This is a genomic window from Deltaproteobacteria bacterium, assembly GCA_016874775.1.
In the GTDB taxonomy this organism is placed as follows: domain Bacteria; phylum Desulfobacterota; class Binatia; order Bin18; family Bin18; genus VGTJ01.
Genome location: VGTJ01000011.1, coordinates 1 through 20,521, shown reverse-complemented (window position 1 = coordinate 20,521; position 20,521 = coordinate 1). Strand labels below are relative to the sequence as shown.

20 protein-coding genes and 1 pseudogene are annotated in these 20,521 nt (G+C 52.2%); 7 read left to right on the top strand and 14 right to left on the bottom strand.

All coding sequences use genetic code 11. The features are described from left to right. Positions 1-10: 10 nt before the first annotated feature. From FJ147_03090 to FJ147_03075, 4 genes are read right to left on the bottom strand one after another with little or no spacing between them, the layout of a single operon-like run. The gene (locus FJ147_03090) at positions 11-619 is read right to left on the bottom strand and encodes a hypothetical protein (protein ID MBM4254863.1); all 609 of its coding nucleotides are present in this window, start codon (positions 617-619) and stop codon (positions 11-13) included. After that, on the bottom strand, positions 616-1,593 hold the full coding sequence (locus FJ147_03085; protein MBM4254862.1) for an MCE family protein: 978 nt from the start codon (positions 1,591-1,593) through the stop codon (positions 616-618). Before FJ147_03085 ends, FJ147_03090 begins: the two co-directional genes overlap by 4 nt. 1 nt (position 1,594) lies before the next feature. Beyond that, on the bottom strand, positions 1,595-2,401 hold the full coding sequence (locus tag FJ147_03080; protein ID MBM4254861.1) for an ATP-binding cassette domain-containing protein: 807 nt from the start codon (positions 2,399-2,401) through the stop codon (positions 1,595-1,597). Positions 2,402-2,405: 4 nt separating this feature from the next. Further along, positions 2,406-3,485 (bottom strand): MlaE family lipid ABC transporter permease subunit, encoded by a 1,080-nt coding sequence (locus FJ147_03075; protein ID MBM4254860.1) that lies wholly within the window; start codon positions 3,483-3,485, stop codon positions 2,406-2,408. Between the two features lie 241 nt (positions 3,486-3,726). Between FJ147_03075 and FJ147_03070 the strand changes: the two genes are divergently transcribed. Continuing rightward, the gene (locus FJ147_03070) at positions 3,727-3,942 is read left to right on the top strand and encodes a hypothetical protein (GenBank protein ID MBM4254859.1); all 216 of its coding nucleotides are present in this window, start codon (positions 3,727-3,729) and stop codon (positions 3,940-3,942) included. A 195-nt stretch (positions 3,943-4,137) separates the two neighbouring features. On the opposite strand, the pseudogene FJ147_03065 reads toward FJ147_03070, so the two are convergent. The 7 genes and pseudogenes from FJ147_03065 to FJ147_03035 all read right to left on the bottom strand — a co-directional run bounded on the left by FJ147_03065 (position 4,138) and on the right by FJ147_03035 (position 12,434). Then, positions 4,138-4,362 (bottom strand): annotated as a pseudogene (locus tag FJ147_03065) (hypothetical protein). A gap of 19 nt (positions 4,363-4,381) precedes the next feature. Next, entirely contained in the window at positions 4,382-5,794 is a 1,413-nt protein-coding gene (locus FJ147_03060) for a DUF4332 domain-containing protein (GenBank protein ID MBM4254858.1), read from the bottom strand. A gap of 12 nt (positions 5,795-5,806) precedes the next feature. Then, the gene (locus FJ147_03055; protein MBM4254857.1) at positions 5,807-6,499 is read right to left on the bottom strand and encodes an OmpA family protein; all 693 of its coding nucleotides are present in this window, start codon (positions 6,497-6,499) and stop codon (positions 5,807-5,809) included. A gap of 197 nt (positions 6,500-6,696) precedes the next feature. After that, a complete protein-coding gene (locus FJ147_03050) occupies positions 6,697-7,635 on the bottom strand; it encodes a hypothetical protein (protein ID MBM4254856.1) in 939 nt (312 codons plus the stop codon). Further along, on the bottom strand, positions 7,599-8,384 hold the full coding sequence (locus FJ147_03045) for an OmpA family protein (protein ID MBM4254855.1): 786 nt from the start codon (positions 8,382-8,384) through the stop codon (positions 7,599-7,601). The genes FJ147_03050 and FJ147_03045 overlap by 37 nt, the downstream gene beginning before the upstream one ends. Before the next feature lie 508 nt (positions 8,385-8,892). Further along, positions 8,893-11,487 (bottom strand): M1 family metallopeptidase, encoded by a 2,595-nt coding sequence (locus tag FJ147_03040; protein MBM4254854.1) that lies wholly within the window; start codon positions 11,485-11,487, stop codon positions 8,893-8,895. Positions 11,488-11,669: 182 nt separating this feature from the next. Then, positions 11,670-12,434 carry a PEP-CTERM sorting domain-containing protein gene (locus tag FJ147_03035; protein ID MBM4254853.1) on the bottom strand — a complete coding sequence of 255 codons (765 nt, stop codon included), beginning with the start codon at positions 12,432-12,434 and terminating at the stop codon, positions 11,670-11,672. A 784-nt stretch (positions 12,435-13,218) separates the two neighbouring features. On the opposite strand from FJ147_03035, the gene clpS reads away from it, so the two are divergent. Both clpS and clpA read left to right on the top strand, forming a co-directional pair. Next, a complete protein-coding gene (gene clpS, locus FJ147_03030) occupies positions 13,219-13,542 on the top strand; it encodes an ATP-dependent Clp protease adapter ClpS (GenBank protein ID MBM4254852.1) in 324 nt (107 codons plus the stop codon). Between the two features lie 93 nt (positions 13,543-13,635). Further along, positions 13,636-15,936, top strand: coding sequence for an ATP-dependent Clp protease ATP-binding subunit ClpA (clpA, locus tag FJ147_03025; protein MBM4254851.1), 2,301 nt, complete (start codon positions 13,636-13,638; stop codon positions 15,934-15,936). A 71-nt stretch (positions 15,937-16,007) separates the two neighbouring features. On the opposite strand, the gene FJ147_03020 is transcribed toward clpA, so the two are convergent. Further along, positions 16,008-16,301, bottom strand: coding sequence for a hypothetical protein (locus FJ147_03020; GenBank protein MBM4254850.1), 294 nt, complete (start codon positions 16,299-16,301; stop codon positions 16,008-16,010). A 110-nt stretch (positions 16,302-16,411) separates the two neighbouring features. Between FJ147_03020 and FJ147_03015 the strand changes: the two genes are divergently transcribed. From FJ147_03015 to FJ147_03005, 3 genes are read left to right on the top strand one after another with little or no spacing between them, the layout of a single operon-like run. Next, positions 16,412-16,939, top strand: coding sequence for a MaoC family dehydratase (locus FJ147_03015; GenBank protein MBM4254849.1), 528 nt, complete (start codon positions 16,412-16,414; stop codon positions 16,937-16,939). A 25-nt stretch (positions 16,940-16,964) separates the two neighbouring features. After that, positions 16,965-17,486 (top strand): MaoC family dehydratase, encoded by a 522-nt coding sequence (locus tag FJ147_03010; protein ID MBM4254848.1) that lies wholly within the window; start codon positions 16,965-16,967, stop codon positions 17,484-17,486. Between the two features lie 29 nt (positions 17,487-17,515). Beyond that, positions 17,516-17,869 carry an ATP-dependent Clp protease adaptor ClpS gene (locus tag FJ147_03005; GenBank protein MBM4254847.1) on the top strand — a complete coding sequence of 118 codons (354 nt, stop codon included), beginning with the start codon at positions 17,516-17,518 and terminating at the stop codon, positions 17,867-17,869. A gap of 235 nt (positions 17,870-18,104) precedes the next feature. Here the strand turns inward: FJ147_03005 and FJ147_03000 are convergent, their stop codons facing one another. After that, a complete protein-coding gene (locus FJ147_03000; GenBank protein MBM4254846.1) occupies positions 18,105-18,548 on the bottom strand; it encodes a hypothetical protein in 444 nt (147 codons plus the stop codon). 172 nt (positions 18,549-18,720) lie between these two features. Then, positions 18,721-20,037, bottom strand: coding sequence for an anaerobic glycerol-3-phosphate dehydrogenase subunit C (locus FJ147_02995; protein MBM4254845.1), 1,317 nt, complete (start codon positions 20,035-20,037; stop codon positions 18,721-18,723). A gap of 201 nt (positions 20,038-20,238) precedes the next feature. Here FJ147_02995 and FJ147_02990 point away from each other — a divergent pair, with 201 nt between their 5' ends. Further along, positions 20,239-20,445, top strand: coding sequence for a hypothetical protein (locus FJ147_02990; protein ID MBM4254844.1), 207 nt, complete (start codon positions 20,239-20,241; stop codon positions 20,443-20,445). Positions 20,446-20,521 lie beyond the last annotated feature (76 nt).

Sequence of the window (20,521 nt, the reverse complement as noted above, 5' to 3'; positions counted from 1 at the left end):
GGGTCTTCTATCACGGCGCTCGCGGCACGACCACTGGCGTGAGGTCAGTGACCAGCCGAGCAAGGATGTTCTCAAGACTGCGACTCATCGCTTCGGCGATAGCTTCAGGATTGCGTTTCGCTGCTTGCTGCGTGGCAGAATACGACTGGAACCACACCGGGGTGCGGTCACCAGCTCGGACGAGCCAAAAATCTATGCTCGTAGCAGCTTCCCAGGTGTTTGTTTTATCAACTTCCTCGAATTGCTGTACGACACCGTCAAGAACAAAATCTGCGGCGGCATCTGAACTTGGAAAGACTTGGGCAAACAGCCCACTGCCGCGTAAGTATCGGCGTGTCCACGTGGTGACTTGTTCTCCAGGAGGAGATGCCCAACGATGGTAGTTGTAGAAGTCGAAGGCGTACGGCGACGAGCGATACGCGATACGCTCCTGATCGTACGGGTCTCGGGCACTGATTGAACGGACAACGAGTGAGACTGTACGTGTACTGGGAACCTCGGGCACCGTAAGTGTTAACGTATAGTGGCGCACCTCGGGCCGTGGCTTGGTTACGCTGCACGCCGCTAGGTTCAGGCTCCACATGGCAACTCCCCACGTCAGCCACAACCGCATATTCATTTGTCTGGAATCTCTTTCTCCGGTATGTTTCTTCCCCACACGAGTTCTGAAGGATCGTCTTTGAGTGTGTTAATCGTTTCTTTCAAGTGACGAGAAGTCGCAGACAGGTTTACCAATAGCTGATTAAGCTCTTTGTTGTTGTCCGCCACAACGCCGTCAAACCGCATCACGAGTTGGTCCGCATGCTTGGTAAGGCTAGCGGCATGCTGGACAACCTCCCGCGTTTCACCGGCGAGTTTGGCGGTTACGGCTGCAGTTTGGCGAATCTGCGCGATGGTTGCACGCCCTTCGTTGTAAATATCGCTACGAATATCGTTAATCGCTTCGGTTGCACTTTTAATGCCCGCGGCTGCCTGAGCCAGGTTGTTGACCATCGCTTTGAGTGAGGCGCGCGTGGCTGGGGTGGAGACATCGTCCAGCGAAGTGCTGAGAGTTTCCGAGAGGTGCGATGCATTGCGGAGAAAAGAAGAAAACGCTGCTCGGTTCTCATCGTTGAGAAGATCTTGCTCGATGCGCTGAAGCGTCAACAGAAGATGCGTTGCGATCTCACTTGCTTGATCACGAAACTGTTCAAATTCCCCAGTGCTCACAGGGATCGTGCCGCCGAATTCGAGCGGTGGCGCTTCTGCTGAACCGCCAGTGAGTTCGACAAAGCGAATACCGGTCACGAGGGAGCCGATCAGGTGCGCGCTCGTATCGGTGCGGATCGGTGTTCCTGGCTCCAACGCAATGGTGACTGCAGCACGCGGTGGAGTTTCGTGGGTCAAGTGTACCCCTTCGACCTTACCGACGGTTACCCCAAGATATTCCACTGCTGCTCCTGGCAAGAGACCACTGACTGATTGGTGAAAGAAGATGTGGTAATTATCCACCGGGCGAAAAAACCGTGAGCCAGCAAGCCAGAGTACGGCGGCGGCCAAGATAAAGAAACTCACAGTGACAAATATACCTACTTTGAGACGGGTTTTTCCCATATTAGCCTCCCTCAACGAGCAGGGTATCAAGCAGCCCGCGTTCCATGGTCAGGGGACGCGGCTGGCGATCGAAAAATGCGCGTACCTGTGGGTCATCCAACGCCCGGACCTCAGCCAGTGTACCAGCGGCAATAACCTTGCCTGCATGGAGCATGATAGCCTGGTCGGCAATCATTTGAATGCTACTGAGTTCGTGGGTCACAATGAGAATCGTAACCCCTAACTGTGCTTTCAGCCGGATAACCAGTTCATCGATCTCCCGTGCGGTGACGGGATCCAGTCCGGCTGACAGTTCGTCGAATAACAGCAACGCCGGATCAAGAGCCAGCGCACGGGCTACGGCTGCACGTTTCTTCATGCCGCCGCTAATTTCAGAAGGTAAGAGGTGAGCTGCGCGTTCCAGCCCTACCAAAGAAAGCTTCATGCGTGCCAGCATGCGGGCTGTGGCCTGGTCTGCCCCGGCATGTTCGACGATGGGGAGCGCAACATTGTCTTCTAGTGACATTGAGTTAAATAGGGCTCCAGCTTGAAAAGACATGCCGATGTTACGGAGAATTGCCTCTTGCTTATCTTCTGAGGCGCGATGAAAGTCCTCGCCATTGATGAGCACGCGTCCGGAAGCGGGAGTGAGGAGTCCGACGATATGGCGAAGGAGGGTGCTCTTGCCACAGCCGCTGCCGCCGAGAATCACGGTGATCTCTCCACGATCCGCGGTCATCGAAACATCATCGAGAATCGTACGAGTTCCATAGCGAGCTACCAAATGCTCTACTTGGACATAGGGGAAAGCCTCCGGCCCTGTCGCCATCTGCTTATCCTACGTAGAAAAAGATTGTCGTAAAGACCGCATCGGCAAGAATACAGAGAACGATGGATGTAACGACTGACGCCGTCGTGTTTGTTCCTACCCCCTCAGCGCCACCGCGGACATAGAATCCACGGTAGCAAGAGACAAGACCAATGAGCAGGGCAAACACGAGGCTTTTCACCATACCAGTCACGAGATCGCTGATGAGCAGGGATTGCGCGGTTTGCTGCACGTAGTTCCGACTTCCCAGGCCCAGCACGATGACCCCGACCCAGTACCCACCAAAAATTCCTGCCAGGTTCGAGAGCACCGTGAGGCATGGTACCGCAGCGAGTAAGGCGAGCATGCGAGGAACGAGGAGAAAGCGGCTTGGACTGAGTGCCATCGTACGCATGGCATCAACTTCTTCCGACACCACCATGGTGCCGAGTTCGGCGGTAATGGCCGAGCCACTCCGACCTGCAACGATGATTGCGGTAATCAGTGGCGCCATTTCTCGCGACATTGAGACACCAACGAGATTGGCAATGTAGATAGCCGCTCCGAATTGACGAAGTTGGCTTGCCGCGTTGAGTGCCAGGACTGCCCCAATCAAAAACGACAGAAAGGTCACAATTGGCACACCTTCCACGCCGATTTTCACGATTTGTTCACTGGTACGATGCCATTTTATCCCTTTGCCACGCCAGGGGGCGACGAAGAGACCGTGCGCGATTTCACCGACGATTTCAAGTATTTGTCGCCCTGTTGCAACCAACTCCAAGGTCTGTTCTCCAACTTCTTCAACCGGAGACAGGTCTTCTGCGGTTGGCGCGGCCTCTTTGAGGAGTCCGGCTTCGAGACCAGTGAATGCTTGTCGAGCGTGTTGTGACACCTGGGTGAAGCGTATGTCGACTCCTTGTTCGCGCCCTTCGATAACGAGCCGCAGCAGCGTTGCTGCTTCAAGGCTCGTCATCGTTGTGTATTCGTGTAGATTCAACACCACTTGTGACCCAGACGAAGCGTGGTGCAAGACCTGCTCACGTAGCGCGGGAAGGGTGAGTCCTCCAGGAGGACGCGGGGCAATCAGCACAAGAGGTTCCACAAAGCGACGTTACTTCCTTTGCGATGCTCTTCAGACGTGACTGTTCCTCGCTGTTCTTAGAGGCTCAATGCCTGGCTGTCAAGATCGAGAGGGAAATTTTTCAGGAACGTCTAAAGCTTTGTTCATACATCCCGATCTCACTCATAGAGAGAATCGTTGGGGGATGAAAGTTTCAGAGTGAAACTTTCGCTGGTTGGTGACATTTAATCAAAATGAGACATCTGTGTAAGGAGGATGTGTCATGATCGATCGGACCCATGCTGGCCTTCGTTGTCACACGCGTCATTTGGTGCGCACCGTGAAGGGGGATTTGCCGCGAGAAAGCCACGGTACCATTGTGTATGAGATGGAGAATCTCGGGCGCCAACTCATCCTGGTGAACTGGGACAGTGGCATTGCTGTTCCCGTATTTCCAGATGAGATTGAGATCGAAAACCAACGAGCTGCTAGTCATTAGTTTCGCACTTTTCGAGAGTGAAAATTAGGGAAAATTGAAGATTTCGCCCATTCTTTTGACTCTTGAGCGCATTTACGGTGTACCAAGGTGTTGATAAAAATCGCATCTGCCTCGGGAAACCCCAATAAATCTGGGGTTCCGAGGGGTCAAAAAAGTGCGAAACTAATGGCTAGTCCTGTAGCATAACCAGGCCTTGTCGTCATGAATAATGTAACTCTCGATGTGAATCCGGTGCCTTGCGCTGGCAATTGCTTCAAGCCAGGCCGGATAATTCTCGGTTGCGTCTTTGAGCAAGCGAAGACTATTGCCAGGGACCAGCGGGGCGCCAGCTGCGCGCGAAAAAGCCTGATCCGCTAGCAGTCGACCTGTCGAAGAGAGGTCGTAGCCCGGCGTCGCTTCGGGGAACAGCTCTTCATCCATGTTGAGAGCAGAGTAAGAACTATGACGTCTGACCGGCAACTGACAAATGCAGCTCTTCGCTAGTATGAGGAAGATTGCGTGCTTGTTCAATCCAGTCACGAATCTGCGCGAGGATGGGTAAAATCCGCGAGAGATGTCGAGAAGCGTTCACGTCGAGAAACTTCTGGTGCAATGTTTCTGCGGTGCATTTCGTGAGTGCCGTGACCGAATCCACGCCTGCTGCATCAAGCAGTTCTGCGTATGTTACAGACATGCCGTTCAGGCGCAGCAAGTCTGCATGACGTACCCATTGGAGAATGAGTTCAGCCGGAATACCAGTTTTGGCGGAAATTTCGTTGCGTCCTTCGACAGTTCTGCCTCGTTCCAATAACACCGCTCTTGTCGCTATTCCTGCTTCACGAAGTTTTGGCAGATAGGCTTCGTCAAGGCTCCTAATCTCAGTGAGGTCGCTCAAAAATGCTTTTGCTCGCGTTAGGATTGAGTCCCGGGGAAAACTGGTTGGACTCCGATGGTGCACACTCGGTGAAAACTGCACCGGTACGGTAATCGCATCGCTCTTGCGATGGAGAAGCAGTTCGAGACCAGCAATACGAGATTGAAGACGAGTCAGCATTGCATCTTTTTCTCGCACGATGGCCTGGTAGCGCACTTTAAATTCCGCTAGCTTCGCTTCGTTTTCTGCGCCTTCGGCAACGGAGTGTTGGAAGGAGGCCAGTTGGGCCTGGAGGCGAATAATTTCCGCTTCTTTGTCGCGAACCTCCTGCTGATAATATGTCTCGGTTTCTTGGAGGGTGCTGGTGCATTCTGAAAGTTTGGTTTTTAGAGGTTCCAGCGAGAGCACCTGAGCATGTAGGCCACTAATGACTGTCTCTTTTTCTTGCAGGACTGATTGCAGATGGGTCATCAATTCAGTAATCCGCTCCTCGCTTTCTGTGGTTGTGTCGTAGCGTAAGCTTGGTTCGGCAAAGTGTTGAGGTGTCAGGCGGAATTCCTCAGGCTTATTCCCCAATTCATTGCGGAGCGCCTTTACTTCTGCTTCCAGCGTTCGTGTCGATTGCAAGTTTTGTTGCAGCGTCGCTTCAGTCTCGGCGAGGCGTGTGTGTAGTTTCTCAGTTTGCGCGACAGTTCCTGATAACGTTGCGATTTTCTCAGCGAGATCAGTTGTTAGTCCCGCTAGAGCTTCTTCTCGCTTCTGCAATGCCTCAGTGGCGGTAGTGACTTGATTGCGAAGAATGACCAGCGCAGCGTTGCTTTCACGTTCTTTCGTGACTCCTCCGCGTTCGGTAGAGTCGAGTTCTTTGGGTCGTGAGAAGCCATCCCGCTTGCGTGAAGTGAGCAGTTGTTTCCAGAGCCAACCAACAAACAACCCGAGCCCAAAAGCTGAAAGGAGACAGAGCCAGAGTTGTGCAATAAGAGCAAGAGACATAGTCATATTCCTCTTCCTTCAGCTCCCAAGAGAGTCTGAGTGCACGATAACTTCAGCACTCCGATTCCGCTGCCGTCCTTCTGGCGTGGCGTTGTTAGCAATGGGGAGAGAAGATCCGTATGCCTGCATGGACAGTTGCTCCTCCGCTATCCCCTGAGAGAGGAGATATAACCTCACTGTCTCGGCGCGGCGCTGGCTCAAGTCTATGTTGTAGTCTTCGGTGCCCAGATTATCGGTGTGACCAGTGATTTCGATATGTGCCGCAGGACGATTACGAAGCATAGCAAGAATAGAGGTCAGAGCGAAACGGCCCTTGGTCGAGAGTGCATCACTACCAGCGTCAAACTCAATGACCTTCCCTCTAAGCGTATGCGGAACAGCCGGTTGCTGAGCCTCTTCTTGAATTAGCGTTTCTGGAGGAAGAGACGCCGTTGGAGGTTGTGGAGGGAGCACAGTTGGTGCGGGAGAAGGTTGAGGGATGGGGTCTAAGGTTGTTGGTGATTGTATCTCAGTTGTAGTGACAGTTGTAGTAGTAGAAGAGGGGAGGGCCGCAGAAGAGAAGGGGGCTTCCAGTGATGTAGGTGGTGCGGAGGAAGGTGAACTACTGGAAGAGGGATGCATTTCTGGTGACATCGCATGATGCCACGTACAAAACACCGAAAACCCGAGAAAAGAGACAATCCCAACAATAATTCCAAGCTTTTCCGTCATGCACAGCCATCCTCATTGTCGAGGGAGCACAAGCGGAGAGTCACAACGACAGAAAGTTCTAATTTAAAACCCCCCACTTTCTGTAGGATGCAACTGAAGGGGGAGAGAAAACAAGGGTCCCGGATGAGACGACGTTTCCTCAAAAGAACGGTCTCTGTTTTCCAGGCTCTGTAAGAATAAACGTCAGACGGTCATTTTCATCGAGTATCGCTCTTGGTGATGTCAACGAGGGCTTGAGGAGCGACAGGGCGGAGGCGAGCAGGGCCTCGGCGTAAAAGTAATTGCAGACCAGCGATTCGCGCCCGGAGACGGGAGATTTCGCTGTCTTTGTCGCGCGTGTCCATGTGCATGCGGACATCAGGCTCTGGTGTCTGGGAGATTGGTGGCGTAGCCGGTGGTTCGAATTCATGAACACGATTTTGCAGTTGAACAATTGCCGTTTCTTTCTCATTTAGAGTGCGCTGATAGTGAGCGCAAGAGTGCCGCAATTTGCCGTTGCTCTCAGTGAGGCGAGCCAACTGTGCTTCTAGGGCAGAGAATCGCTGCTGCAACTGTTGTAACTCAATATCCTTTGTCCGGATGATTGTCTCAAAACGAGTTCGTTGCGTTTTATGACTTGCTTCGAGTTCTCGGATAAGTTTGCCCTGGCGTTCCTGGTCTTGTAGCTGTCGAGAAATCTGGAGCTGGGCTTCAGTTTTGTCGGCCAAGTCGCGACGTAAGGACTGAACTTCATGTTCAAGGCGCTGGGAGAGCTGCCGCTCTTCTGACAACGCAGCGGTACTTTTCGCCTCCTTCTCTCGCAGCGTTCGCACGTGGGACGTCAGCGATGCTAGTTCAGAAGTCTTCGCTCCAAAGTCCCGTGTTAAGGCTGCTAAAGAGATACTTCGCTCTTCTACGCGAGCACGTGCTGCATGGAGTTGCTCCTCAAGGCTTTGCAGCTGATCTTCGTGATCACGGACTTCTTGTTGCGCGTTTTCCACCTCTTGCTGTTTGTCGTGGAGTCGATTCTCCCAGATTTTATCAGTCCGCTGGCTTTCCTGGTTAGCAAGGAGTTGCTTTGTCAGCCATCCCACCAGGGCTCCGAGAGCAAATGCTGAGCTCAGATACAAAAGAATTTGCATAAACAATGGTGACATTGAGAAACTCCTTTTTCACCGTGTGCTCCGCAGTGCGGAGTCATGGAGAGTAACTTGCACGCGACGGTTGCGCTGGCGGCCTGTGGGGTTCGATTATCAGCAATGGGAGATTTGGGGCCATGCCCACTGGTGCGAATACGTGCCGCCTCTATTCCTCGTGTCATCAGATAGTAGCGGACGACGTCTGCACGTAGGCGGCTGAGATCCTCATTGAACTGCTGGTGACCACTGTTATCCGTATAGCCTCGAATCTCGACTTGCGAATGCGGCGTACGCGTTAACGCTGAGAGGAGCGCTTTCAAGGTGGTTTGCCCTCTGCGCGAGATGTGCGCACAGCCAGTTTGGAATTCAATCATCGCATCAGCATGATCACTGGTCATCGTCACTCCAAGTGAGGTTTTCGACTCGGATAATGAACCCAACGCTGGATCAGACGTGCCTGCAGGTGGCGGAGAAGAAGTCGGGGTGTGAGCAGGTTCGTGGGGCGTTGCTGCTCCAGCTGCAGGGACTGCCGCACTAACGAGAGGAGTTGCGGCTGCTGCGGCAGCAGCTACCGCAGCAGAAGAGGCTACTGGGGGGACAGGAGTGGGAGCTAGGGATTGCGTTTTCTCGGGGGCTGGTAGTCGTGTGACGTGCGTACCAGTGATCTTCCGTTGAGCAGAAGGAGTGCGTCCGTAGTTACTCACGCATAGTGATACGAGCAAGAAGAAGGTCAGGAGCCCTATCACGATGCCGATCAGTTCTTTCATAGCGCCTCTGAGAAAACGCTAGCAGATCTGTGCAGTATGAACCAGCGATTTATCGTCTCAATTTTTGCGACTTTTTGTGCCTGTCACATAAGTAACAACAAAATGAAAACTCTGATGATCTGTGAACGGAGAGCGATAGGAAACAATCGAGAATTGAGGTCAGCAACGAGGCGTGTCGTGAGATGCACAACGTGAACGAGACGAAATCGAACCACGGAACATTCGTACAGTTGGGGTGGCGTGCGCCATGCGCACGACGCGCTTGCCAGCTTTGATTCCCGTGCGCATGGCGCACGCGACGGCCTCTCCGGTGACCAGCCAAAATGTACCAATCTCGGGTGGTTTGATTTAGGAAGGAGAGGCTTCGCTGAGAGGTGAGCTGAAAAGTAGGAACACGCTGCCCTTGCGAGGAGCCTGAGGCGACGACGCAGCCTGATAGCATACACAGACTGCGTCGTCGCCCTTACCATGACAGAGGCGGCTCACGTGAGAGTTGTCTGTTCTGGCTCTACTGGAGACGAGCCAGGTACGTCGTCAGACTCTTTTCCTCTCGCTGCTTACACGCAACCGCGATGCGCAGCTTCTCCAAATGCTGCTCCATCGTCTTCGCCCCTTGTTTGACTGGATGTGAAGAGAAGAATGCCTGTACGTCGGCTTCGAGCGCAGGAGTCACTAGGGCGGTAATCCCTTCGCCCATACGGACGATCGAGTTGTCAGGATACTGGCGTATCATCTCGTCCCAGTGCTGTGTGAGAAACTTCCAGACATGCTCGCGGCCATCAGTGTTCAAGAGCAGTGCCCGCATAAGATACGGCGCGTTTTGCGTGCGCACCTCCCCATTGATCGTCATCGTGAGGGTGCGGTCAAGCAAGTCCGTATGTCGGAAGGCGGCGAGCGCGAACAGATAGCGTTGTTCTTCTTGCGGAGTCTTTGCGCTACCGACATTGGCATGAAACTCTTCATACTCTGCGCGACTTCCCATGTGAGCGAGAATAGCAACCAAGGCAGGGACAATGTTGCGGTCAACCGCGTTGGGTGTCGTTCTGTACTGCTGGTAACGAACTTTCGCTTCGTTCTGTGTCGCAGGATCATTTCCGAGTGTCCCTAATGCATTCAGGAGTTCACCACGTAACTGACGGGTGAGTTCATTTTCTCCGGGGGACGGATCCCAACCGAGTTTTTGTGTAATCGGACGGAGGAAGGCGCGGAGAAACCCCTGCAAGCCTGTACGCTGCTCGGCATCAAGGAGTCGATACAAGTAGTGACACGATCCGAGCATCGCGGTCCACACGTTGTGGTCGGTCTCTTCACGGAAGATCTGGAGGAGATCGAGATACGAGACGACTGGCGTCAGCCCGGCAAGAGTGGCCGCCCAGGTGTCATTGATCAGGTTGAAGCGTTCTACCGCTGAGAGTGCTGTTTGCGAGGCACGCGTGAGACGCGTTAGCAGGTCTTGCGAGTAGCGAACGCGATAGAACCCCGGTCCACCGGCATTGACCACGACCCATTCGGGCGCTGCAGGGAGCGGGATGCGCATTTCACGATCAGTGAGCAAGAGGCGTTGTTCTTGTACGCCTGCCGCAGTTTTTACGCGAAGAAAGATGGGCACCTGCCAGCGTTGCTCGTCCGCGGCTGTATTCGCCAAATAGAGAAACCGTTGCTGCCGTAAGAGCAGGACATTGTGGTCCATCTCGGCGGTGATGAGTGGATAGCCAGGCTGAAACACCCAGGAGTCCATTAGCGTACGGACAGGCTGCTGTGCCGATTCTTCGATAGCATCCCAGAGGTCGGTGGTCTCTGTATTCGCGTACTCATGCTTGCGGAGATAACGGACGATGCCCTGACGAAAAACCTCGGCACCAAGATATTGTTCCAGCATGCGTAAGACAGATGCGCCCTTTTCATAGGTGAGAATGTCGAACATGCCAGCCGCATCGGCTGGTAAGCGAACCGGGTATTCAATGGGCCGGGTGCTGTTGAGGCCATCAACGAGCATGGCTGCTGCACGTGAGACGGCGAAACTCGTCCAGCGCTGCCATTCGGGCTTGCAATGGTCGACTGCGAGCATTTCCATGAACGTGGCGAATGCCTCGTTCAGCCACAACCCATTCCACCAGCGCATTGTGACAAGGTCACCGAACCACATATGGGCATTTTCATGTGAGACGACGTCAGCGACGCGTTCAAGTTCGCTGCGAGTTGCCTGGTGTACATCGACCAGCAGTGCAGTTTCACGAAAAGTGATGGCACCGAGATTCTCCATCGCTCCTGACGCGAAATCAGGAATGGCGATAAGGTCGAGCTTGTCGCCAGGGTAGGGATAATTGTAGTACGTGCTGAAAAACTGTAAGGACGCAGCCCCGATGTCTTGACCGAATTTGGCTAAGTCGCGTTTGCCAGGAATCGCCCACACGCGGAGCGGTTTCCCATCGACAAACACGGGTGGTGTCCCCTCAAATTCTCCCACGATGAACGCGACCAAATAGGTCGACATTTTGATGGTATCTGCAAACACGACTTCTTTTTTCTCGGTTCCAGGGATCGGTGTTTCACGCACAACGGCGGTGTTTGAGATCGCTGTCAAATGCTTATTAATGACAAGTGTTGACTGAAATATGGCTTTTGCTGCGGGCTCATCCCAGCAGGGAAAGGCACGTCGGGCATCGGTTGATTCGAATTGAGTACTTGCCAGGGTTTTTTCCTGCCCATTCGCGTCTTTATACGTACTCCGGTAAAAGCCGTGTAGCTTGTCGTTGAGAGTACCAGCAAACCGTAAGTGCAGTTGCCACGCACCAGGAGAAAGTGTTTGCGGAAACGTGAAGATCGCGCGCTCGTTTGCGTCATCCAAGCGTACCGTGCCATTGTGGGACACACCGTGAGTTCCGGTGATTGTTACCGTGCTAATGGTGAGTTCTGCGGCATTCAGCGTAATTTCTGAGACCGGTTCGTGGATAGTGAGGGATACCGTTTCTTCGCCTGCAAAGGTGAAAGATGTGAGGTCGGGGGTGAGACGCAGCTGATAGCGCTCCGGGCTCACGGTTTCAGGTAAGCGATACGATTGAGCATCGACAAAGACCGAACCTTGTTCGTGCGTATCCGACATAATTGCTCCTGAGGGGAAATATAGGTCCAGTTGATACCTGGTACCTACTTAGCCGATAGGGATACCAGAAAAGCCTGGGTATTGGCAAACTACGAAGCACAAAAGCAACGGGCGTCGAGATGATTCCCGACGCCCGTTGTGAGGATTATCTACGCTCCCGTTGGTTGAACGAGTAGATCAGGTCATGAGTTGGTCTGTTTGCGTCTCAGCCATGCAAGGGCGATCAAGCCAGAACCGAGGAGAATCACTGTGCCTGGTTCCGGAACTTGTCCATCAAGGGTGAGCTTCCCGTTGAAGGTGGCTGCATCAAAGGCACTCACCGTCGCGCCGAAGACCACTTTCATATTGCCGATTGAGTCAGTGGGCGGGTTGAGTGGGTTAATATTGAGGTCAGCAAATGCAGGACAGAGTTGTGAACCGCCTCCAGTAGAACAAGACCCATTAACGAGGTGGTCGTAGATGGTCCCTGGATCAGTACCGACCTGGAGACCGATATTAGTTACTTGCACGCCAGCACCTCCTGAATTGCTTGCTGTCGTGCTGCCACTGACGTCTGAATGGAGGGTCCCGTATGGTCCGCCAATGAACGGCTGAATGAACGTGAAAAGGTAAGTTGTGTCCGTGGTACCTGCAGTCATTGATGCAGTCCAGATAATTTCTGGATCTGGGTCGCCGTTCAGTGACACGGTAAATGTCGATCCATTCGTTCCTGTCCCACTTGCTGATGCAAACGTGCGACCGGTTTCTGAATTATAATTGGCTTTGGCATTGGCACCGAGGTCTACTGTATTCCCGTTGACTTGTGCAGAGAGTGACCCTGTCAAACTGTCTGCGGTGATAGTGCCCTTGTTGATCAACGAATTGATATCAATCGTGCTTGCTTGAGCAAGACCATTGATCGAGAGCAGTGCCGCCACCGTCAAAACCAACAACTTAAACTGCCTCATGACTTCCTCCTTCCTGCTGATATATGTTAGGTGCAGGTGAATTGTAGAGAGCGCAAATTTTGTGCCTAGGGAAAACTGTAGTTATTGCAATTGTTTTCGTCGCCTCTCTACCTGTCTACAGGCGAAAGATACGGAAAAGCGTAAAAAAGGCTGACGATCACAGCACTGTGTGTTTTGCTGTTATGCAAGAAAGTTGTACGTCAGAGAATTGGGGTAGTGGAAAAAAGTACTGTCTCGGTCTTCATCGTCATCCCAGAGTGATGAATGTGATTGGGTAGCGAGGTTCATTCTGCTACACCTGTTTGTCTCTCGCTATTGTACGAGCGTCTGTCGTATGTTTGGTAACTATCTATTTTCATTGGTAAAGTTGCAATCAATAGCAAAAAATCACAGACAAAAGCTTTAGGGGTGATTTATTTGATATCTAAATTAATCACACTAGATGCCCGATTGGCTCTTCATAGCTTGAGCGTGGCAGAAAAGTTTATAAGTGTAAAATATTCCGACAAAAAGCCGGGGAATTAGGGTAAAATCCTTGTAAGTATAAGAAAAGAAAAGAGTGATATGTAGGTTTGTAAAATTTACCGACGAAATTTTTATTACGGAATACACCGTAACCAAGTAAGTGCCCTTCTTGGAGTTCTATAATAGCGTGGCTCGTGCTACGCGTATATTATGAGGTTCTCGGAAAAATATTGCTCAAGGAAAGGATAAAGAAATTGACCCTGGAAAGTGATCCAGGTATGAGGGGGGTATTATCGCTCAACTATAAAAGGCACGGAGTATGAAAAACCCGAGCGACACCAATCCTGATTTTGACCATGGCGTTGTTACCGAAACTGAGAAGAAGCTCAAGAAACCGCCTTTGTATAAGGTCCTGCTCCATAATGATGACTACACAACGATGGAATTTGTCGTCTATATCCTCCAGTCGGTGTTTCATCATGAGTCCACGAAAGCGACCCAGATTATGTTGCATGTGCATCGCAAGGGAGTCGGAGTTGCTGGGGTCTATACGCACGAAGTTGCCGAAACGAAAGTGAACCGGGTGCATGAACTGGCAAAGGAATACGAGTTCCCATTAAAGTGCAGCATGGAAGAAGCGTGAAGACACCGCAGCTTTTCCCGATTGTGAGTACGACTTCAGTTGGTATTTTGCGTTTGACGCGCTATGTTTTTTGCGTCACGAGGGGATGAAGGAATGTTACGACTGAGCCGAGAATTAGAAGCCACGTTTTCTCTAGCGATTAAAGAAGCGAAGCGTCGCCACCACGAGTATCTGTGCTTGGAGCATATCCTTTATGCGCTGACGTTCGATGACGCGGTCGCCACGATCATTCGCCACTGTGGTGGCAACGTGAAAGCGCTCCAACGCGATTTGGAAGATTTCTTCAAGGATAATATCGAACAGCTGCCTGACGGTGTCGACGCCGAGCCTCAGCAGACACTCGGTTTCCAACGTGTCTTACAAAGAGCGGCGGCGCACGTGCAATCGAGCGGGAAAGAAGTTGTCGAAGGTCGTAATGTGCTGGTAGCCCTGTTCCGTGAAGAGAATAGCCATGCTCTCTACTTGTTACAACGACAAGGTATAGCTCGACTCGATGTGTTGAACTACATTTCGCACGGCATTTCGAAGATTCCGACAGAAGACGAGGAAACTCCGGCTTCGCGTGCAGATGACCATGCTCCGGCCCCGGATGACGAAGACGAAGCCAGACCAGTGAAGAACCCGCTTGAGGCGTTTGCGTCAAACCTTGTGCAACGAGCGAAAGACGGACTCATTGACCCACTGATTGGTCGGCAGAACGAGCTTGAGCGAACGATCCACGTTTTATGTCGACGGCGTAAGAATAATCCTATTTATGTCGGAGATTCGGGCGTCGGGAAGACGGCAATCGTTGATGGACTGGCTCTGCAAATCGCCAAAGGTGAGGTGCCCGAGGTACTGAAAGATGCGACGATTTACTCGCTCGATATGGGAGCGGTACTGGCAGGGACAAAATTTCGCGGCCAGTTCGAAGAACGGCTGAAAGCCGTGCTGAACGAATTGAAGAAACGTCCCGAAGCCATCTTGTTTATCGATGAGATTCACACGATTGTCGGAGCTGGTGCGACCAGTGGTGGTTCAATGGATGCGTCAAACATCCTGAAGCCTGCTCTTACCTCGGGTTCTCTCCGTTGTATCGGTGCAACCACCTATCACGAATATCGCAGCTATTTCGAGCGTGATCGCGCGCTTGCACGACGCTTCCAGAAGATTGAGGTGCATGAACCGAGTGTCGATGAGACCGTGCAAATTCTTGAAGGATTGAAGGATCATTACGAGAAACATCACAATGTGACGTACACCCCAGAAGCGTTACGTGCGGCAGCAGAGCTATCCGCGAAATATATCAATGACCGTTTCCTGCCTGATAAAGCTATTGATGTGATCGACGAAGTGGGAGCTTCGTTCAAAATTAAGGCTGCGACTGTAGATCGCACAGTGAGAGATACGGACATCGAAGACGTTGTTGCCAAGATCGCACGAATTCCCCCGCGTAGCGTGTCGGTATCTGACAAGGAGCGCTTACAGAATCTCGACGCCGATCTCAAGCGAGTGGTCTTTGGGCAAGATAAAGCGATCCAGACGGTGGTGACGGCCATCAAGCTCTCTCGCGCTGGACTAGGCCACCCAGAAAAGCCAGTTGGGTCGTTTCTTTTCACTGGCCCAACCGGTGTAGGAAAAACCGAAGTCGCGAAGCAGTTGGCGGCAACCCTAGGACTGCAGTTCTTGCGCTTCGACATGAGTGAGTACATGGAGAAGCATACGGTTTCGCGCTTGATCGGGGCGCCTCCGGGGTATGTCGGTTTCGACCAAGGCGGATTGCTCACCGAGGCGATTACGCGCAATCCTCACGCGGTGTTACTGCTTGATGAAATTGAGAAGGCCCATCCTGATTTGTTCAATATTCTTTTGCAGGTCATGGACCATGCCACGCTAACCGATAACAATGGCAAGAAAGCGGACTTTCGTCATGTCATTCTGATCATGACGAGTAACGCTGGTGCCCGAGAAATGGCCTCGGCCTCGATCGGTTTTGGCGATCGTTCTAATCTCGGCAAAGGTGAACAAGCACTGGAACGTCTGTTTAGTCCTGAATTCCGTAACCGCTTAGATGCAACGGTGACGTTTGGTCCACTCGTACCAGAGGCGATCGAAAAGGTCGTCGATAAATTTGTTGCCGAAGTTGTCCAGCAGCTTGTTGAAAAGAAAGTAACGATCACGCTTACGCCCGCCGCGCGCAAATATCTCGCAGAGAAGGGGTATGACAAAACCTTCGGTGCGCGGCCCATGGCACGCCTCATCCAGAAGGAAATTAAGCAAGTCCTGGCCGATGAAATTCTTTTTGGCAGACTCCAGAACGGAGGCAATGCCGAGGTCGATTTGGGCGAAGACGGGCTTGTCTTTAAGTACGACGTGCCACCGGTGGAAGAGGGAGCGGTTGCCGCAGCGGTGTAAGGCGCGCCTGTGTATTGTGGAGGGGCACGGACTGCCGTGCCCTTGCTCTTTGTCAGAATACTGACGACTGACTATTTCCCTACCGGAGCGAACAAACATCGCTCGTCGATATACAGGCCCCCACGTAACCGACAGTCTGCTTGGCTAAAGGTTGCACCGCTGGCATCTGGGGTATAACACAACTCGTTATTGAATACGCCGCCGCGTTGTTCACACTTTTCTTCTGGAGATTTGCGTCGCTCTTCCGTGCGCGCGACTTCGCGTTGAAACTCCTGTTTCCAGGCCTGTAGTCTTTGTTGGGGATAACTACAAGCCGACACGAATACCAGTATTCCGACCACACCTAAAAGCGTTCTCAGTTTCACTCTCACCTCCTGTCTTCTCCTCTACCACCACCTGCGGTTTCTTGGTAGGGTAACTTCGGCATACCGATGATTCATGGCCGATCAGGCACAAAGGAGGAGAGAATCAACGTATGACTGAGCTTGCTTTTACTTCGCATGTGAAAGTCGGTGAAAAGCGCTACCGCGAACGCTTTGGTCTCGATTTTGAGGACTTTGCGACTGGCCAGGTGTTCAAACATCGCCCAGGTTTAACCGTTTCTCAACAAGATAATGTTGAAGAATCTATGGATACACTTAATCAAGCGATGATCCATTTTGATGAACGTTATGCGTCAACCACCGAATTTACCAAGCCGCTGGTTGTGAGTACCCTTACCCTGCAACGGCTCATTGGGCTGACCTGGAAGACCTTTGCTAAAAAAATTCGCATCCTTAGGTGGGCTGATATTAGTATGACTCGTCCTGTGTTTGGCGGTGACACTCTCTATGCTGAGACAGAAATAAAGGAAAAACAAGAGGTTCCAAATGATCCGACCTGCGGTAAGCTGACGGTCATCACCAGGGGAGTCAATCAACAGGGGACGGTTATCTGCTCGATGGAGTATGATCTTCTTGTCTATAGAAAGAGGTATGTCCCCTTTGACAAAATCCAATACTAATGATTCTCTAAAAGAGTAGGTGCATATGGCGACGTTCGCTTCTCACAGAAAGTTATCCGATAACAGCTACATCGAGATCGCTGGGGTAGAGTATGACGATTTCGAGGAAGGCGACATCTTCGAGCATCGCCCAGGGCGAACGCTGACTGCGGACGAGAATCGTCTTCACACGATGCGCGCTGCTGACCTTTCTCCGCGCGTCGTCGACGCTGTGTATAACGAGAACGTATACGGCGGACAGCAGGTCATCGGCGAAACGTTTGTGTTGAGTGTCGTGACCGCATTAACAACGAAAACGTTTAACAAAGTGGTGGCCAATCTCGGCTGGAAAAATATCGAGTTCCCCACCCCTGTCATGGCTGGTGATACGATCTATGCCGAGTCAGAAGTGTTAGGGAAACGAGAGTCGCAATCACGTCCGACCCAAGGCGTGTTGCATATTCGGACACGAGCCGTGAATCAGCGTGGCGAGGAAGTGTGCCGGTTTGAGCGTCGTCTGCTGATCTACAAACGAGGACTGGGACCATACGAAGCTGCAGGGTATTAGCATTTTTACGAAGAGAAGAGGTCTAAACCATGCGTGATGCCCGCACACTGAAGCGCAGTTTACGGAAAACCTTTTCACGTGGAAATCTCCGCCATGAGTCTGGACGGCCACCTCACTATGCGGTGGTACTGCATGGCGATTGGATTAACAGTTCGCAATATATTGCGCGCATGCTACAGAAGACGTTTTTCTATAGCCATACCAAAGCGAATTATCTGGCGCTGCTGGCGCGTTTTGTTGGGCGCTGTACGGTCTGGAAAGGGCCCTTTGAAATTGCAGAAATGAAAGCGTACCAGTTACGTGCCTATGGACCGGACCCGCGTCGTATTACCGCTGGGGCGCGTCCTTTAGATGTGACGCTGGAACCATTACAGCGGCGGTAGTCGTCGATCGCTTACGTTTTTCTCCAGCTGTGGCAAAAAATACTACGGCGGTGTAGCTTGCTACACCGCCGTAGCTGCGCCAGTATCGTAATCTTAAAGATCGTCTGAAAAGTAGTGACAAACTGTTATTGCGAGCAACCAGAGGCGACGAAGCAATCGCAGAATCACCAGAACAGATGATAAGGATTACTTCGCTCCGCTCGCAGGAATACTTTCGGTGGACTTCTGCAGCCTCTTAGCGACCGCCGCCCTGGAGTTTTTCCTCAGTTCGTTCTGTCATTTCTTTGGTCGCATCACCAGCAGCCTTGGCGGCATTCCCAGCGGCTTGTGCGGCATCTCCTACTGCGCCTACGGCAGCGGCCGCAGTATCTTTCGCTGCTTGTTTGGCGGCGTCAGTAGCATTTTCTAGTTGTTGCTTGGTCGCATCAACTGCGTGTTCGACAGTTTGTGAAGCGGCTTCTTTCGCGGCTGTGGCCGTGTCACTCGCTGCTTGTTTGGCGGCATCTACTGCTTGCCCGGTTTTTCCTGCTGCAGTGGCGGCTTTCTCCTTCGCTGCATCAAGCACGCCTTTCCCGGCTTCAGTGGCCTGTTCGTTAGCACACCCGCCAAGGGTGGCAAGCGCTAGCCCACCCGCGATAATGGCTGCAAACGTGAACTGTGCAAAACTCCCTTGCTTCATACTGTCCCCTTTCCCTTAGCAACGATCTTCCGTTTGCCAAGGCCATGTATTTTCGCCCTGTCCCTCTCTTCTTAACCCCTCTCTAGCGCTGGTGCAAGTAAAAAATAACAGTCTGAAGGGACAGGAGCTGCATGTTGCTCGTATCCTGCTTCAATGCGGCAATCACCACTAGCTATTTATCCCTGCCGATAATCTGTTCACCACGATAGCTTTTGGCCAAAATTTCGATAGGGTTCAAGGGTTTACGCCCCGTCCCTTGCTGGATTTGGATCGCGGCCATAGGGCAATCCGAACAACTCACATCCGGTTTGATACTGGTGATATCGCGAAACGCTTTTCCACCCCATTTGAGTGAGGCTTCAAAATTTTCTTTTTTCATCGCCCAGGTACCGTCGTGACCAGAACAGGCTTCGATCACCTCGACTTTTGTGTTCGGGAGCAACGACAACACATCACGTGTCTTGTAGCCGATATTTTGTGCGCGGAGATGGCACGGCATGTGATATGCCACTGTACCTGCGCTCGTCCTGAACTCGCGGTTAAGCTTCCCCTGAGCGGCGAGTGACGCAAGAAATTCGGTCGGGTCAGTGGTTTTCTTGGCGACGGTCTTGGCATCTTCAGTGCCCAAGAGTCGAGGGTACTCTACGCGCAACATTTGTGAGCAGGTTGGGTTCGTTGCCACGATAGTCCGGCCAGCGTTGACGTGAGGAAGGAGGGCTACGACGTTCTTGCGTGCCGCGGCAATCGCACCATCCATATCGCCATTGTGCCACAACGGCATTCCACAGCACTGTTCATAAGCGAAGACGACATCGACGTTATTGCGTGCCATCACTTCGAGTGTGTCCATGCCTAAGCCTGGAGCGTTGTAGTTGACAAAACACGTGGCGAAGAAAGCGATCTTTGCGCTCGGTTCCCCTTGAGGATTCTTCCATGATGAACGAAACCGGGCGGCAAATGTCTTCCAATAAAACGGTGGCAGTTTCTTATCTCGGTGAATTCCCAGGGCACCTTGCATGAAAAGGCGGTGTGCGGTGTTCTCATTCGCCCAGTTGGCAATGGGTGCAGTCCAGCGGGCGAATTTTCCGATGAGGTCCGGGTTGCCCAGCAAACGGTCTTGCCACGGGACGCCATGCTTTTTGACCTCTATAGCTTTTGCGCGCGCCATCAGGCGAGGAAAATCGATCGCCCATTCATGGTTACTACTCGGTGTATAGGGGCAGTTGATGTCACACAGTTTGCACTGGAAGCACATGTCGACGACGGTTTTGACATCCGCGGCGGTAAATTTCTTGATATCGACCTCGGCGTATTTTTCATCGGTACAATAGTTATCCACAGCCTCGAACATCTTGGGAAAACTGCCGCAGAATTTGTTGCACAGGCGGCAGTCTGCACACAGCCCAAAGATGCGTTCTACTTCTGAACGTAGGTCTTTCTCGTCGTAGTACCGCGGATCAGTTGGATCGTAGGCCGGAAGTTTTGTCATTCGTACGCATCCTCACTGGTTTTTCAGGGGGGTAATGAATGGTCTCACCCGTAACGATGCCCTCTGTGTTTGGCAAGGCCCCTGTGAAGAGGTGTCAGCGATGAATATGCCGGTAGGCCTGATCGTCAATCATAAAGCGTCTTCGTTATCGCGGTTTCCTCGTATACAATTCTGGACTGTCTCACGTAAGGGTTGGTGCTCATGAAAAAACTCTCTGCCTTCATCATCGCCATGACGACCATGATCGTGGTGAACGGAGCCTCACCGGCGGCTGCACAAGGACAAGAAAAGACTCGCTATGAAATCGTCGTGACGAATTTAACTCGCGGGCAACGTTTCACCCCACCATTTGTCGTGATCCATAAACCAGGGGTACGTCTCTTCACGTTAGGCATGGGCAAGAATTAAGTTACCGATTAAGAGCGAGGAAGAAGCGTATAGTTCCAATCGCCATGAAACTTACCGGGTTTGATATTGAGCGCTT

Bases quoted from the DNA above. Each gene is read 5' to 3' on its own strand.
- FJ147_03090 (MBM4254863.1), bottom strand. From the start codon at position 619: ATGAATATGCGGTTGTGGCTGACGTGGGGAGTTGCCATGTGGAGCCTG.
- FJ147_03085 (MBM4254862.1), bottom strand. From the start codon at position 1,593: ATGGGAAAAACCCGTCTCAAAGTAGGTATATTTGTCACTGTGAGTTTC.
- FJ147_03080 (MBM4254861.1), bottom strand. From the start codon at position 2,401: ATGGCGACAGGGCCGGAGGCTTTCCCCTATGTCCAAGTAGAGCATTTG.
- FJ147_03070 (MBM4254859.1), top strand. From the start codon at position 3,727: ATGATCGATCGGACCCATGCTGGCCTTCGTTGTCACACGCGTCATTTG.
- FJ147_03060 (MBM4254858.1), bottom strand. From the start codon at position 5,794: ATGACTATGTCTCTTGCTCTTATTGCACAACTCTGGCTCTGTCTCCTT.
- FJ147_03055 (MBM4254857.1), bottom strand. From the start codon at position 6,499: ATGACGGAAAAGCTTGGAATTATTGTTGGGATTGTCTCTTTTCTCGGG.
- FJ147_03050 (MBM4254856.1), bottom strand. From the start codon at position 7,635: ATGTCACCATTGTTTATGCAAATTCTTTTGTATCTGAGCTCAGCATTT.
- FJ147_03045 (MBM4254855.1), bottom strand. From the start codon at position 8,384: ATGAAAGAACTGATCGGCATCGTGATAGGGCTCCTGACCTTCTTCTTG.
- FJ147_03040 (MBM4254854.1), bottom strand. From the start codon at position 11,487: ATGTCGGATACGCACGAACAAGGTTCGGTCTTTGTCGATGCTCAATCG.
- FJ147_03035 (MBM4254853.1), bottom strand. From the start codon at position 12,434: ATGAGGCAGTTTAAGTTGTTGGTTTTGACGGTGGCGGCACTGCTCTCG.
- clpS (MBM4254852.1), top strand. From the start codon at position 13,219: ATGAAAAACCCGAGCGACACCAATCCTGATTTTGACCATGGCGTTGTT.
- clpA (MBM4254851.1), top strand. From the start codon at position 13,636: ATGTTACGACTGAGCCGAGAATTAGAAGCCACGTTTTCTCTAGCGATT.
- FJ147_03015 (MBM4254849.1), top strand. From the start codon at position 16,412: ATGACTGAGCTTGCTTTTACTTCGCATGTGAAAGTCGGTGAAAAGCGC.
- FJ147_03010 (MBM4254848.1), top strand. From the start codon at position 16,965: ATGGCGACGTTCGCTTCTCACAGAAAGTTATCCGATAACAGCTACATC.
- FJ147_03005 (MBM4254847.1), top strand. From the start codon at position 17,516: ATGCGTGATGCCCGCACACTGAAGCGCAGTTTACGGAAAACCTTTTCA.
- FJ147_03000 (MBM4254846.1), bottom strand. From the start codon at position 18,548: ATGAAGCAAGGGAGTTTTGCACAGTTCACGTTTGCAGCCATTATCGCG.
- FJ147_02995 (MBM4254845.1), bottom strand. From the start codon at position 20,037: ATGACAAAACTTCCGGCCTACGATCCAACTGATCCGCGGTACTACGAC.
- FJ147_02990 (MBM4254844.1), top strand. From the start codon at position 20,239: ATGAAAAAACTCTCTGCCTTCATCATCGCCATGACGACCATGATCGTG.